This window comes from uncultured Xanthomarina sp., assembly GCF_963971605.1.
Classification (GTDB): Bacteria; Bacteroidota; Bacteroidia; order Flavobacteriales; family Flavobacteriaceae; genus Xanthomarina; species Xanthomarina gelatinilytica.
On sequence record NZ_CAXATZ010000002.1, the window covers coordinates 116440 to 131521 of the forward strand.

Below are 15082 nucleotides of genomic sequence, written 5' to 3' on the forward strand. Positions count from 1 at the left end.
CAAAATCTAAATTCCAACCTAGCCACTTTATAATTTCGAATTAAGTACTTTAAATATTTGAATTTTTATTTTTTTTTATGACAGCTACAACTTTATTCTATGTTATCCTAGCCATATTAATAGTAAATTTTATTATTGACAAAGTCCTGGACGCTTTAAACGCCAAGCATTTTAATGACCCTATTCCCCATGAGCTTCAAGATGTGTATGATGAAACTGAATACAAAAAATCTCAAGCCTATAAAAAGACCAATTACAGATTCGGACTCTTAACTTCTACGTTTTCATTAGTATTAACACTTGTTTTCCTATTTCTTGATGGGTTTGAATATGTGGACAACATTGCAAGAAGCTATTCTGAAAGCCCAATTATAATTGCGCTTATATTCTTCGGCATAATAATGATTGGAAGCGATATCCTCTCCACGCCATTTTCTTACTATAGGACTTTTGTTATAGAAGAGCGTTTTGGTTTTAATAAAACCACTAAAAAAACCTTTTTGATGGATAAAATTAAAGGCTGGCTTATGATGGTTTTTTTAGGTGGAGGTATATTGGCACTTATTATTTGGTTTTATCAGTTCTCTGGCGACAATTTCTGGCTTTATGCTTGGGCTTTAACAACTGTTTTTACCATCATTATGAACATGTTCTACGCCAAGCTGATTGTACCATTATTTAACAAACAAACCCCTTTGGATGCTGGTGGATTGCGAGACAAAATTTCAAACTATGCCAATTCCGTGGGTTTTAAATTAGATAAAATTTTTGTCATAGATGGTTCCAAACGAAGCACCAAGGCCAACGCCTATTTCTCAGGTTTTGGCAGTGAAAAACGTGTTACCCTTTTTGATACCTTAATAAACGATTTGGAAGACGAGGAAATTGTGGCTGTACTTGCCCATGAAGTTGGTCATTACAAGAAAAAACACATCATTTTCAACTTAACAGCTTCTATTATACTAACGGGATTAACTCTTTATATCTTGTCTATTTTCATATCAAATCCATTGCTCTCACATGCTTTGGGAGTAGACATCCCCAGTTTTCATATTGGGCTTATTGCTTTTGGGTTATTGTATGCGCCTATTTCAGAAGTCACCAGTTTAATCATGAATTGGATTTCCAGAACCTTTGAATACCAAGCAGACAATTACGCCAAAAAAACCTATAAAGCCCAGCCTTTAATAAGCTCTTTAAAAAAACTCTCTAAAAACAGCTTGAGCAATTTAACACCACATAAAGCCTATGTTTTTGTGCACTATTCGCATCCTACCTTATTGGAAAGAATTAAAAATTTAAAATTAAAGGCTTAAATTTCAATTCATGAAACTTTTCTTGTTTTTATGAAATAAAAAACGTGAAACATCTTATATTTATATAAAAATTCACACAGATTTAGAATCTTACCATTCCTTCAGTTGCAAAAAGCAAAAGGGTTGTAAATTCGCTTTGATTATACTATTTTTAAGTCTATGACAGAATTAGAGCTAGAACAGGAAAATGCTGCCATTACACAAGCTTACAAAGAATTGCTTCGTGTGAGTTACAGAACACTTTCAGGCGACGATAAAAAACTTATCAGAAAAGCCTTTGACGTAGCTGTAGATGCACACAAAGACCAACGCAGGAAATCTGGCGAAGCTTATATCTTCCATCCTATTGCTGTTGCCAAAATTGTGGCACAGGAAATTGGCATGGATGCCACATCCATTGCTGCTGCGCTTTTACATGATGTGGTAGAGGATAACGATGATTATACCATTGCAGACATTGAACAATTGTTTGGGGAAACCGTTGCAAAAATAGTTGATGGTTTAACCAAAATCTCATCTTTGGACACCGAAATGGACGTGTCCCTTCAAGCTGAAAATTTCAGGCGCATGTTGCTTACCCTTAATGATGATGTGAGGGTAATAATCATAAAAATTGCCGACAGGCTCCATAACATGCAGACCATGGAATCCATGCGTTCAGACAAACAGGTGAAGATTGCATCGGAAACATTATACATCTACGCGCCTTTGGCTCATAGAATTGGACTTTACAACATTAAAACCGAATTGGAAGATTTAGGTTTAAAATATACAGAACCCGAAGTTTACAAGGATATTTTAACAAAAATTAAAGAAAGCAAAGAAGAACAAGACGCCTATATTAATGAGTTTACAAATGTTATTAAAACCTCTTTGGACAAAGAGCAGTTGGAATATGACATAAAAGGTAGACCAAAATCCATTTTTTCCATTAGAAGGAAAATGCAGAACCAAGGTGTTTCTTTTGATGAAGTTTATGATAAGTTTGCTGTTAGGATTATTTATAAAAGCGAACCTGAAAACGAAAAATTCCTGGCGTGGAAAATTTATTCCATAGTAACAGACCATTTTAGGCCCAATCCCACCAGACTTCGAGATTGGATTTCCTCCCCCAAATCTACTGGTTATGAAGCCTTACACATTACTGTTGTGGGGCCAAAGGGACGATGGGTTGAAGTGCAGATAAGAAGTGAACGAATGAACGAAATTGCCGAAAAAGGTTTTGCTGCACACTATAAATACAAAGAAGGAAATGAAAAAGACGACAGTTTGGACAGTTGGATTGCCAAACTACAGGAAGCTTTGGAAAACCATGAAACCAACGCTGTGGATTTTGTGGAGCAGTTTAAACTTAACCTCTATTCCAAAGAAATATTTGTTTTTACTCCTAAAGGCGAACTAAAATCCTTGCCAAAAGGAGCTTCTCCATTGGATTTTGCCTTTAGCATCCATACCGAAGTTGGTATGAAGACACGTGGTGCCAAAGTAAACGGAAAATTGGTTCCTTTAAGTCACGAATTGAAAAGTGGGGATCGTGTAGACATTTTAACATCAGAAACGGCCAAACCCAATTCCAACTGGTTGGATTATGCCACCACTGCCAAAGCTAGAAGCAAAATTAAATCTGCTTTAAAGGAAGACAAAAAAATAATTGCCGAAGACGGCAAAGAGATTCTTCGAAGAAAATTGAAACAATTAAAAATTGTTTTGAACGAAAAATCGGTTAATGAGTTGGTAAATTACTTTAAACTTAAAACCAGCCTGGATTTATTTTATAGAGTTGGCATAGGAACCATAGACAACACCATGCTTAAAGAATTTGCTTCATCCAGAAGCAATGCGTTCATGAGCTATATTAAGAATAAAATCTCCAGGAAACCAACCCTTACCAAAGAAGAGCTGGATAAAGATGAGATAACCTCCAAATACGATTTATTGGTATTTGGCAAAGAAGAAGAGAAATTGGATTATAAATTTGCCAACTGCTGCAACCCAATTCCTGGTGATCCTGTTTTTGGCTTTTTAACCATTAATGATGGTTTGAAAGTACATAAAAAAAACTGCCCAAATGCTGTAAGCTTACAGTCCAATTATGCATACAGAATCATGACTGCCAAATGGGTTGATTCATCGCAACAAGAGTTTGCAGCTCAAATCATCCTTTCAGGCATTGATAATTTGGGCTTGGTAAACGAAATCACAAAAATTATTTCCTCAAACATGCACGTGAACATGAAAAGCCTGAGTTTTCAAAGTGATGATGGTATTTTTTCTGGTAAAATAAATGTGATTGTCAAAAACAATACCTTATTAAAAAAGCTTATGGAGAACCTGAAAAAAATTAATGGTATCGATAAAGTCTCCAGAGTTTAAAAATTAATGTAAATTTGCCACAGATTATGAGCTTAAAAACAGATACAAAAAATCAGGAAATTGTAAAAAACGTGTTTACAGCTTTTTTGGAAGAAAAAAGCCATCGTAAAACACCTGAGCGTTATGCCATTTTACAAGAAATCTACAATAGCGAAGAGCATTTTGATATTGAGTCTTTATACCTTAGTATGAAAAACAAAAAATATCGCGTCTCTCGCGCCACGCTTTACAATACCATAGAATTGCTATTGGAATGTGGCTTGGTCAGAAAACATCAGTTTGGTCAAAATCAGGCACATTATGAAAAATCCTATTTCGACAAACAACACGACCACGTGATCTTAACAGACACAGGCGAAGTGATTGAGTTTTGCGATCCAAGAATACAAAGCATAAAAAAAACAATTGAAGAAGTTTTTGATATAGAAATCAAAAACCATTCACTCTACTTTTACGGCAACAGAAAAACAACTAAATAACTTATTTTAAAATGGCAGTAGATTTACTACTAGGACTACAATGGGGAGACGAAGGCAAAGGAAAAATTGTTGATGTTCTTACTTCCAATTACAATATTATTGCTCGCTTTCAAGGTGGCCCTAATGCAGGACACACACTTGAGTTTGATGGCATAAAACATGTTTTAAGAACCATTCCTTCAGGAATTTTCCACAAAGAATCCATAAATGTTATTGGTAATGGCGTGGTGATAGACCCAGTGGTCTTTGCCAAAGAATTGGAAGGATTGGACCAATTTGATATCGATTATAAAAAGAAACTCATTATTTCCAGAAAAGCACATGTAATTCTGCCAACACATAGATTGTTGGATGCTGCCAGTGAAGCCTCAAAAGGAAAAGCTAAAATTGGTTCAACCCTTAAGGGAATTGGCCCAACCTATATGGACAAAACAGGAAGAAATGGAATTCGTGTAGGTGATTTGGAATTATCAGATTGGAAAGAAAAATATCGTGCTTTGGCAGATAAGCACGAAGCCATGATAAAATTCTACAATGTAGATCTTCAGTACGATTTAGAGGAAATGGAAGTGGAGTTTTTTGAAGCTGTAAAAGTTTTAAAATCTTTGCAATTTATAGACTCAGAGGAATATTTGTACCAAGCACAAAAAGCTGGGAAAACCATTCTAGCCGAAGGCGCTCAAGGCTCCTTATTGGACATTGATTTTGGTACTTATCCATTTGTTACATCTAGCAACACAACAGCTGCTGGAGCTTGTACAGGTTTGGGCGTGGCGCCTAACCAAATTAGCGACGTGTATGGTATTTTTAAAGCATATACAACACGTGTTGGCTCCGGTCCATTTCCAACAGAGTTATTTGATGAGGTAGGTTTAAAAATGGCTAAAGTAGGAAACGAATTTGGAGCTGTTACTGGACGTCCAAGACGTTGTGGCTGGTTGGATTTGGTTGCATTAAAATACGCTTGCCAAGTTAATGGTGTTACTAAATTAATGATGATGAAAGGCGATGTCCTTTCTGGTTTTGAAACTTTAAAGGTCTGTACTGCTTACAACTATAAAGGCGACACCATCACTCATTTACCATATAATATTGAACCAGAAAACATCCAACCTATCTATACAGAATTTAAAGGGTGGAAAGAAGATCTAACCAAGATGACAGAAGCCTCCCAATTCCCTAAAGAATTGAACGCTTATATAGATTTTTTGGAAAAAGAACTGGAAATACCAATCTATGTGGTTTCTGTAGGACCAGATAGAAAACAAACTATTTTTAGGTAACAACTTGCTTGCACTGAGCACAGTTTATGTCTCTTTCAGAACAAAGTGAACTTGTCTGCCAACAGGCAGAGAATCCCATAAAACAAAACCTGTCAAGTAATTATCTTGATAGGTTTTTCTATTAAAAATATCTTAATGCCACACAACAGAAGATATTAATCATTATTTTTGGACAAAATTTAAGATGTTGCAACAACCAAGTCAGAACTTACTTAGCTTTTTCTTATGCCTTTTATTCTTTGGTATGTCTTTTGCCCAAGAACAAAAACGTATTGAGATTAAATACTCTGGATTTCTGGAGTTTAAGGAAGAAGAAGCTCCTGGTTTAAAAGTCATGACTCGCGACGATTCGCAACAAATACATGTGCTTCACGAAGGTGTAAATATGTATTGTGACCAAGCACTACTTTACAGTAACGAAGATTTTATTGAAGCTTATGGCAATGTTAAAATGGTTCAAGGAGACACCATTAACATGACAGCCAAGTATGTGGAGTACAGTGGCAAAACCAAATTGGCTTTTGCTAGTGGAAACGTGGTCCTTACAGAACCTAATTCCACGCTTACCACAGACACGTTGTATTTTGATCGTGTCAAGCAACAATCCTACTATAAAACAGGTGGACAAGTGGTTCGCGATTCTTCTGGCACCATTACCAGTAAGATTGGTCGTTATTATATGGATGCTAAAAAATACCAGTTTGTTAACAACGTGGTGTTAACACATCCTGACTATAAAATCAACACCAAACATTTGGATTTTTATTCAGAAAGTGGTTATGCTTATTTATATGGACCTTCGACCATTGTAACCGATGATAGCAAAACCTATTGTGAAAAAGGGTTTTATGATACCGAAAACAAACAAGGTTATGGTGTTAAAAAAACCAAGATAGAATACGATAATCGGGTTTTTGAAGGCGACAGCATGTATTTTGACAATACTAGAAGCTTTGCTTCTGCAACCAACAACATTACAGTAACGGATACCATTAACAAAAGCATCATTAAAGGGCATTATGCCGAAGTATACAAGGACAAAGACTCTGTTTTTATTACCAAAAGAGCCTTGGCCATCTCAGTGCAGCAAAACGATTCCATTTATGTGCATGCAGATACTTTAATGGTCACAGGAAAACCAGACAAAAGAATTACCAGAGCATTTAGAAACACTAAAATGTACAAATCTGACATGAGTGGTAAAGCCGATTCCATACACATTGACCACCAAACAGGTTTGACACAGCTTATCAATCTATCCAGACTGTCCCCAAAAGATGCCTTTGCCGTTAAACGAAGACCAATAATCTGGAATTTAGGAAACCAAATGACTGGAGATACCATTCATATTAAATCGAATCCCAAAACAGAAAAACTAGACTCCTTAATTGTGTTTTATGATGCCTTTTTAATAAGCAAAGACACCATAAGCGAAGACAGTTACAATCAGATTTCAGGAAAAAGACTGGTAGGACTGTTTGACGAAAAAAACAATTTAAGGCAAGTGGACATTATTAAGAATGCTGAATCCATCTTTTTTGCCAGAAATGATGAGCAGGAACTTTTTGGCATAGACAAGGCTAAATCCGGAAGCATTTCCATCTTTTTTGCAGATGGAGACATTGAGCAATACAACCGCTACAATCAAATTGATGCTAAAACCTATCCTGAATCTGAGTTCCCAAAAAATGCCAGAAAGCTTAGAGGTTTTGATTGGCGAGAGGACGAACGACCTAAAAGTGTGGAAGACTTGTTTAGCGACGATCCTCCTTTAAATTTACCAGTTATTAAGGGGTTGGAAGATTATGTGCCACAGGAAGAGTTTTTTGACGAGAGCATGATTGGCCGTATTGAAAAAGCCGAAAAAGCAGAGCAGCCCAAAGCAAGTAAAGATGTCAAAAACAAACAAAAGAACAATAAAAAGAAACGCTCTAAAGCATCTAGACACCTACCTCAACGTATTTTGGACAGCATGCAACAAAAAAAAGAAAAACCCAAACCCTTAATGGAAGCATCTGAAAATTAACTATGGCTGAAGATTTTTTAAAATACCAAGCACAAACATCACCACATCCATTGGCCATGAAAGTTTCTCATGCCAAAGGATCCTATATTTATGATGTTAACAACAAGGCCTATCTGGATTTTGTTGCAGGTGTTTCGGCTTGTACCTTAGGCCATGGACATCCTAAAGTGGTTGCTGCCATTAAAGAGCAATTGGACCAATACTTGCATGTTATGGTTTATGGTGAATACATACAGGAACCAGCTGTGGAACTCGCCAAATTTTTGGCAAAAAATTTACCTAACAATTTAGAAAAAACCTATTTAACCAATTCTGGTACCGAAGCCATTGAAGGTGCTTTAAAATTAGCCAAAAGAGCAACAGGCAGAAGTGGCATTGTTTCAGCAAAAAACGCTTATCATGGAAATACCATGGGCTCCATGAGTGTTATGGGTTACGAAGAGCGCAAAAGAGCCTTTAGACCTCTCTTGCCTGATGTGTCCTTTATGGAATTTAACAACGAAGAAGACCTATCTAAAATCACAAAAAAAACAGCTGGAGTTATTTTAGAAACCATACAAGGTGGTGCCGGATTTATAGAACCTAAAAATCATTATTTAGAAAAAGTAAGGGAACGTTGCGATAAAGTTGGAGCCTTATTGATTTTAGATGAAATCCAACCTGGAATTGGTAGAACTGGAAAACTGTTTGGTTTTGAACATTACAATTGTGTCCCAGATATCTTGGTTACCGGAAAAGGTTTAGGTGGAGGTATGCCTATTGGTGCTTTTACAGCATCTGGAAAATTAATGGACTTACTTCAAGATAAACCTAAATTAGGACACATTACCACGTTTGGTGGTCATCCTGTAATAGCTGCTGCTGCCTTGGCAACTTTAAAGGAAGTCACCAAAAGCGATTTAATGGCGCAAACCCTTGAAAAGGAGCAGTTATTTAGAAAACATTTAGCGCATCCACTTATTCTAGACATACGTGGCAAAGGCTTAATGCTTGCAGCCATAACACCTTCAGCAGATATCACAAACCAAGTTATTTTAGCCTGTCAGGACGAAGGTCTCATCCTGTTTTGGTTACTTTTTGAGCCTAAAGCCATTAGAATAACACCTCCTTTAACCATTACAAAAGAAGAAATCATCAAAGGTTGTCAGATTATTTTAAAGGTTTTGGATAAAATTCAAGAAAAACACAGCTAAACAACTATCTGAAAATCAATAAAAAACAAGCTTATTCGCAAAAGTGTTCATTACTTTGTTAAAAACATTTAAGCAATTTTATCATAAAAATCAATTAGTACGTTACATTTAAGTACTATAAACCATATAAATGTGCTTATGGAGTTTAGTCCCAACGACAACAATAATTTACCTCTAACGAAATTTGAATCGATGTTAAAAACAAACCATGTGTTGTTTTTCGATTCAGAAGAATTTGAGAATATCATTCACCATTACCTCACACAAGGTAAAATTTCACTAGCCAAAAAAGCCATTAAATTAGGATTGGAGCAGCATCCTGATTCCACCAATTTAAAACTTTTTAAAATTGAAATTTATGTTTTTGAAGACAAGCTGGAAGAAGCAGATACCTTATTGAACGAACTTTATGAGTTAGAACCTCGCAACGAGGAAATATATATCCAAAAAGCCAATATCCTTTCAAAAAAGGACCATCACAAAAAAGCCATTCATGTCTTAAAAAAAGCCCTGGAACTTACAGACGATGTTCAGGACATTTATTCCTTAATAGGTATGGAATACTTGTTCCTGGATAAATTTGAAGATGCCAAATATTACTTTATGAAATGTATGGAAGAAGATATGGAGGACTATTCTGCGCTGTACAACATGATTTATTGCTTCGAGTTCTTGGACCAATACGATGAAGCCATAGACTACCTTAACACCTTTTTGAATAAAAACCCATATTGCGAAGTGGCTTGGCATCAGTTGGGAAAACAATATTACGCATTAAAAGAACACGAAAAAGCCTTGGCAGCCTTTGAGTTTGCCATCATTTCCGATGACACCTTTGTTGGAGCCTATTTGGAAAAAGGAAAAGTGCTGGAAAAACTAAAACGCTATGAAGATGCCTTAGAGGCTTATTCCTTAACATTGAAACTGGATGACGCAACGTCATTTGCCTTATTGAGAATTGGTCACTGTTACGAAAAATTGGATCAAGACGAATTAGCCATTCAGTATTATACCAAAACAGTAAAAGAAGATCCTTTATTGGATAAAGGATGGATTGCCATTACAAAATATTACAACAAAAAAGGTAATTACAAAAAATCACTTTATTACATCAATAAAGCAATCAATATCGATTCTGAAAATGTAATCTATTGGAAACTGTATGCGCAATTAAATTTCAGGTTAAACCTTTTGGAAGAAGCCGAAAGAGGCTACAAAAAAGCTTTGGAACTGGGTAACTACGAATTGGAAACTTGGTTGGTAAGAGGCGATATTTTATTGAAACTTGGTGAACCGGAAGCTGCTGTTTACAATTTTCTACAAGCATCGGAATTTTATCCAGAGAATGCCGAAATTGAATACAGGTTGGCTGGATTATATTTCACTTTAAATGAAACCGAAAAAGGCGAATATCATTTAAAAAACGGGCTGTCCTTTAATGTAGAGTATGCATTTATACTGGAAGAGCTCTTTCCTAAAGTCTATAAAAAAAGACAAATTAAAAACTTGCTTAAATCCAAATAATAGTAAAAACGTCTAACTTTATTTACATACCTTTGGGTCTCTTTTAATAACTGAAGCATGCAAAGACGTTTTAAAGACTATTTCCTTATAACCTTAAAAGGTGTTGCCATGGGAGCTGCAGATGCCGTTCCAGGAGTTTCTGGAGGAACCATTGCCTTAATTTCCGGCATCTATGAGGAGCTTATTTCCACCATAAGCAATGTGAATATTTCCCTAATTAAAACCTTAAGGCAAGATGGATTTAAAACTTTTTGGAAAGCCTTAAACGGTAATTTTATTTTAGCCTTGTTAATTGGTATTTTAACCAGTTTTGCCTCTTTTATGCGACTGGCCAAATATCTTATTGAAGAACATCCTGTTTTAATTTGGTCTTTCTTTTTTGGACTAATCATTGCCAGTATTTTCTTTGTGGGCAAACAAATAAAAAAATGGAGTTTAGCCACAATAATATCCCTTATTATTGGTGCGTTTGCGGCCTATTATGTAACCACATTGCCATCCATGGCCAGCAACAGCAATCCACTGTTTTTATTTTTGGCAGGAGCCATAGCCATTTGTGCCATGATTTTACCAGGAATTTCTGGCTCTTTTATTTTGGTTATTTTGGGAGCTTACAAGACCTTAAGCGATGCCATACACGATTGGGATTTTAAACGTATTGCCATTTTTGGCGTTGGAGCCGTTGTGGGACTTTTAAGTTTTAGCCGTGTTTTAAAATGGCTTTTTAAGCACTATCACAATACCACTTTGGCTTTATTAACTGGCTTTATAGTGGGCTCATTAAATAAAATATGGCCATGGAAAAAATCCATTATGGTTTTAAACGATACCACTGGCCAAGCTGTTCCATTTTCCAATATTTCCAATTTAGGGTCCTTATCAGTGTATCAACAGCAAATAAATGATTTTGAATCTTACAAAATTGTTACAGAAGAAAGTGTGTCTCCATTTGTCTATTCTTCCATCAACAATGGTGAAAGTTCGCAATTAATTGCCGCCATTGTACTTATAGTTGCAGGTTTTTTAACTATTTTTATTCTTGAAAAAATAGGAAACAAAAAAGCTTAAATGCAGAGCACCAGAACATTTAAGGATAAGATATTTCTAATCTTAAAAGGATTAGGCATGGGAGCTGCCAACAAAGTACCTGGAGTCTCTGGTGGCGTTGTGGCTTTTGTGGCTGGTTTTTATGAGGAATTTATATATTCCCTTCAAAAAGTGAATGGCAAGGCTTTTAAACTGTTGATCAATGGTAGGTTTAAAAGTTTCTTTCAATATATAAATGGTCGTTTTTTAAGTTTACTTTTCCTAGGAATGGTTGTTAGCTATTTTAGCGTATCCAAAATACTGGACTATTTAATTACCCATTACGAACTGTACGTTTGGAGTGTGTTTTTTGGAATGATTGTAGGCTCTATTTATTACATAAGCAAAGATTTTAAGGATTGGAATTATAAAACCTATATATCTTTGGTTATTGGGATTGTTTTGGGTCTTGGGATTAGTTTTTTGGATCCTGCCACAGAAAACGATAACCTACTGTTTGTTTTCTTTTGTGGCATTATCAGTGTGTCTGGGATGACCTTACCAGGATTTTCAGGTTCTTTTATTTTGATTCTTCTAGGCAACTATGTTTTACTATTGGTCGACTCGGTAAATGCACTTTACGATACCTTTGCCGAATTAATAACTGGCGATTTTAGTTTTATAAACAATTTGGAACGCTTAAGAATGTTGAAGGTTTTGGCTGTTTTCACCATTGGGTCTGTAGTTGGTTTGGTAACTTTCTCTCATATTTTAAATTATATTTTAAAGCATTATAAAAGCATAACTATTTCAACCATTATAGGTTTTATCATTGGTTCGCTTGGTGTGGTCTGGCCTTGGAAAAAAACCATTTTTAAAACCAATATGGACGGAGAGTTTATACTAGACACAACTGGACATAAAATCATTGAAAATTACACACGTTACATACCAGAACTCCATAACAATACGTATATGGCCATAGGCTACATCATCCTTGGAATTATTATAGTTTTGGCTTTGGAGGTTTATGGGAAGAAAACCAGAAAAACAAATGGATAGATTTGGCTTAATAGGAAAAAACATTTCTTACTCGTTTTCCAAGACGTATTTTAAAAATAAATTTCAAAATGAGGCATTATTGAATGCTTCTTACGAAAATTTTGACCTCCAAAATATTCAGGAATTTCCAAAAATCTTAAAAAGCAATCCAGATTTAAAAGGACTGAACGTGACCATTCCATATAAAGAAGCCATCATCCCTTTTTTAGACTCCTTAAATAAAGAAGCGCAGGAAATTGGCGCAGTTAACACCATAAAAATCTGCAAAAACGGTAAATTAAAAGGGTACAATACCGATTGGTATGGCTTTAAAAAAACACTGGAACCTGTTTTGGAACCTCATCACCAAAAAGCCCTAATTTTAGGAACTGGAGGAGCCAGCAAGGCCATAGCTTTTGCTTTAAAAAAACTGGATATTGCTTATACTTTTGTTTCAAGAAATTCTTCAGATACGCATCCAATCACATACACATCGTTAAGTGAAAGCGATATACAGAACCATCTTATTGTTATTAACTGCACGCCTTTAGGCACACATCCAAACATAGATGACTGTCCCAAAATTCCATATCAAGCCTTAAGCAGCAAACACATTCTATACGATTTAATTTACAATCCCGAGCAGACCAAATTTCTCCAACTTGGAAAAGCAAAAAAAGCCACTACCATCAACGGTCTACAGATGCTTATTTTTCAAGCCAATAAAGCTTGGGAAATCTGGAACAGCTAAATGTTATTTACATAAAATATATACGAAGCCTTTGTAAATATTGCAGTTGTTATTATCTTTAACGCTAGAGTATTTTTTTACGAACCAAACATTTTACAAAAATGTCAGAGCAAGATAACCTGCAAGAAGCAGACGGAAAGAAAGAATCAACAGTTTCAACAGCAAACCCGGAAGATTCTAAAACAACAACACAAGAAATTACAGACAAACACGAAGACCCAGAAAACGATGATAAGGTAATTTCTGAAATAGAGGAATCCAACGCTGAAGATGCTGAAGATGAAGGAAGTGCAGATAGACATTCCATAGTTAAAAAGGACTATGATAAAATGTCTTTGGAAGAGCTTGTAGACGAATTGGAGCAGCTTGTAAAAACCCATAAGGTTCAAGCTATAAAATCTCATGTAGAAGACATTAGAAGTGAATTCAAATCAAAATTCAGCACACTTTTAGAAGAAAAAAAGGAAGAATTCTTAAACGATGGTGGTAACGAAATAGATTTTTTCTACTCCAACCCTATTCAAAAAAGATACAAAGACACTATAAAAGAATACCGAACCAAACTTAATGCACACTATAAAAGTTTGGAAAAAAGCCTTAAGGACAATTTAGCTGAAAGATTGGAGATTATTGAAGAGATTAAAGGCCTTATTAACGTTGAGGAAAACATAAACACCACCTACAAACATTTTAAAGATTTGCAGGAAAGGTGGCGAAATGCTGGACCAATCCCTAGAGACAAATACAACAATGCTTGGAACAGTTACCATCATCATGTAGAAATTTTTTACGATTTCCTTCATTTAAATCGCGATTTAAGGGATTTGGATTTTAAGCATAATCTGGAGCAAAAACTAAAAATTATTGAGCGTGCCGAAGAGTTGGCTCAAGACAACGATTTAAATAGGGCCTTTAGGGAATTGCAAGTTTTACATAAAATGTGGAAAGAAGAGCTTGGTCCTGTAGATAAAGAATATAGGGAAGACATATGGAAACGCTTTAAAGCTGCCACAAAAAAAATTCACGACAAGCGTCAGGTGTACTTTGAACAACTGGACAAGGAATACGAAAAAAACCTAGAGACCAAACAGGCCATTATAGAGAATATTAAAGTTCTTGCAGAAAAAGGCGCAAAAACACATAACGAATGGCAGAAAAAAATCAAGGAAGTTGAAGCCTTACGCAACGAGTTTTTTGGTGCAGGAAAAGTTCCCATCAAGGTTAACGAAGCCACATGGGCTGCCTTTAAAACAGCTGTTAGAAATTTCAACAAAAAGAAAAACGCCTATTATAAAAACCTTAAAAAAGACCAGTACGAAAACCTTCAGAAGAAATTAGATCTCATAAAAATCGCTGAAGACAATAAAGACAGTGACGACTTTGAGGCTACCACTCCATTAATGAAGAAAATTCAAAGCGACTGGAAAAAAATAGGTCATGTTCCCAGAAAAAACAGCGATAAAATCTGGAACCAATTTAAAACAGCTTGCAACCATTATTTCGATAAGCTACATGCAGCCAAAAACGAAGCCAACAAAGAAGAGTTTGAAGCTTATGAAGCTAAAGTGAAACTACTGGAAGAGATAAAAAACCTGGAACTTTCCGGAAACAAAGAAACCGATTTGGAGACCATAAAAACGCATATAGACAAATGGAAATCCATTGGCAATGTTCCTTCCAGCAAAAGATATATTGAAGGAAAACTAAACAAAACCTTGGATAGCTATTTTAAAAGTTTAAAACTAAACAAGACAGAAGCCGAACTTATTAAATTCGACAACAAACTGGAAGTTTTAAACAATGCTGAAGACACTAGACACTTGGATAACGAACGCTCTTTTATAAGCAAAAAGATCAAGGAAGTGAAAAGCGAAATCAATCAGTTGGAAAACAATTTACAGTTTTTCACTAATGTTGATGAAAGCAATCCGTTGGTAAAGGAAGTGATAGACAACATTCAAAAACACAAAGACACTTTAGCACTTTGGAAAACCAAATTGAGCAAAATCAAAGAATTATATTAAATCTATAAGGCAACTAAAAACATTAAATCCTATTTGTTCAAATAAG

The 15082-nt window shown here is 35.5% G+C and carries 11 protein-coding genes; all 11 read left to right on the top strand.

The window, feature by feature from the left end; all coding sequences use genetic code 11:
* Positions 1-77 precede the first annotated feature (77 nt).
* The 11 genes from AACY93_RS01645 to AACY93_RS01695 all read left to right on the top strand — a co-directional run bounded on the left by AACY93_RS01645 (position 78) and on the right by AACY93_RS01695 (position 15036).
* Positions 78-1316, top strand: coding sequence for a M48 family metallopeptidase (locus AACY93_RS01645; RefSeq protein ID WP_286853398.1), 1239 nt, complete (start codon positions 78-80; stop codon positions 1314-1316).
* Positions 1317-1475: 159 nt separating this feature from the next.
* The gene (locus AACY93_RS01650) at positions 1476-3689 is read left to right on the top strand and encodes a RelA/SpoT family protein (protein ID WP_286853397.1); all 2214 of its coding nucleotides are present in this window, start codon (positions 1476-1478) and stop codon (positions 3687-3689) included.
* A gap of 26 nt (positions 3690-3715) precedes the next feature.
* Positions 3716-4168 (top strand): transcriptional repressor, encoded by a 453-nt coding sequence (locus AACY93_RS01655; protein ID WP_007650243.1) that lies wholly within the window; start codon positions 3716-3718, stop codon positions 4166-4168.
* An 11-nt stretch (positions 4169-4179) separates the two neighbouring features.
* Positions 4180-5451, top strand: coding sequence for an adenylosuccinate synthase (locus AACY93_RS01660; protein WP_286853396.1), 1272 nt, complete (start codon positions 4180-4182; stop codon positions 5449-5451).
* A gap of 244 nt (positions 5452-5695) precedes the next feature.
* On the top strand, positions 5696-7477 hold the full coding sequence (locus AACY93_RS01665; RefSeq protein WP_286853395.1) for an OstA-like protein: 1782 nt from the start codon (positions 5696-5698) through the stop codon (positions 7475-7477).
* Between the two features lie 2 nt (positions 7478-7479).
* Positions 7480-8670 carry an aspartate aminotransferase family protein gene (locus tag AACY93_RS01670; RefSeq protein ID WP_286853394.1) on the top strand — a complete coding sequence of 397 codons (1191 nt, stop codon included), beginning with the start codon at positions 7480-7482 and terminating at the stop codon, positions 8668-8670.
* A gap of 138 nt (positions 8671-8808) precedes the next feature.
* On the top strand, positions 8809-10194 hold the full coding sequence (locus AACY93_RS01675; protein WP_286853393.1) for a tetratricopeptide repeat protein: 1386 nt from the start codon (positions 8809-8811) through the stop codon (positions 10192-10194).
* Between the two features lie 57 nt (positions 10195-10251).
* Positions 10252-11262, top strand: coding sequence for a DUF368 domain-containing protein (locus tag AACY93_RS01680; RefSeq protein WP_286853392.1), 1011 nt, complete (start codon positions 10252-10254; stop codon positions 11260-11262).
* Positions 11263-12282 (top strand): DUF368 domain-containing protein, encoded by a 1020-nt coding sequence (locus tag AACY93_RS01685; protein WP_007650231.1) that lies wholly within the window; start codon positions 11263-11265, stop codon positions 12280-12282.
* Positions 12275-13012, top strand: coding sequence for a shikimate dehydrogenase (locus AACY93_RS01690; RefSeq protein WP_286853390.1), 738 nt, complete (start codon positions 12275-12277; stop codon positions 13010-13012). Before AACY93_RS01685 ends, AACY93_RS01690 begins: the two co-directional genes overlap by 8 nt.
* A gap of 101 nt (positions 13013-13113) precedes the next feature.
* A complete protein-coding gene (locus tag AACY93_RS01695; protein ID WP_286853389.1) occupies positions 13114-15036 on the top strand; it encodes a DUF349 domain-containing protein in 1923 nt (640 codons plus the stop codon).
* Positions 15037-15082 lie beyond the last annotated feature (46 nt).

Bases quoted from the DNA above. Each gene is read 5' to 3' on its own strand.
- AACY93_RS01670 (WP_286853394.1), top strand. From the start codon at position 7,480: ATGGCTGAAGATTTTTTAAAATACCAAGCACAAACATCACCACATCCA.
- AACY93_RS01680 (WP_286853392.1), top strand. From the start codon at position 10,252: ATGCAAAGACGTTTTAAAGACTATTTCCTTATAACCTTAAAAGGTGTT.
- AACY93_RS01695 (WP_286853389.1), top strand. From the start codon at position 13,114: ATGTCAGAGCAAGATAACCTGCAAGAAGCAGACGGAAAGAAAGAATCA.
- AACY93_RS01675 (WP_286853393.1), top strand. From the start codon at position 8,809: ATGGAGTTTAGTCCCAACGACAACAATAATTTACCTCTAACGAAATTT.
- AACY93_RS01650 (WP_286853397.1), top strand. From the start codon at position 1,476: ATGACAGAATTAGAGCTAGAACAGGAAAATGCTGCCATTACACAAGCT.
- AACY93_RS01655 (WP_007650243.1), top strand. From the start codon at position 3,716: ATGAGCTTAAAAACAGATACAAAAAATCAGGAAATTGTAAAAAACGTG.
- AACY93_RS01690 (WP_286853390.1), top strand. From the start codon at position 12,275: ATGGATAGATTTGGCTTAATAGGAAAAAACATTTCTTACTCGTTTTCC.
- AACY93_RS01665 (WP_286853395.1), top strand. From the start codon at position 5,696: ATGTCTTTTGCCCAAGAACAAAAACGTATTGAGATTAAATACTCTGGA.
- AACY93_RS01645 (WP_286853398.1), top strand. From the start codon at position 78: ATGACAGCTACAACTTTATTCTATGTTATCCTAGCCATATTAATAGTA.
- AACY93_RS01685 (WP_007650231.1), top strand. From the start codon at position 11,263: ATGCAGAGCACCAGAACATTTAAGGATAAGATATTTCTAATCTTAAAA.
- AACY93_RS01660 (WP_286853396.1), top strand. From the start codon at position 4,180: ATGGCAGTAGATTTACTACTAGGACTACAATGGGGAGACGAAGGCAAA.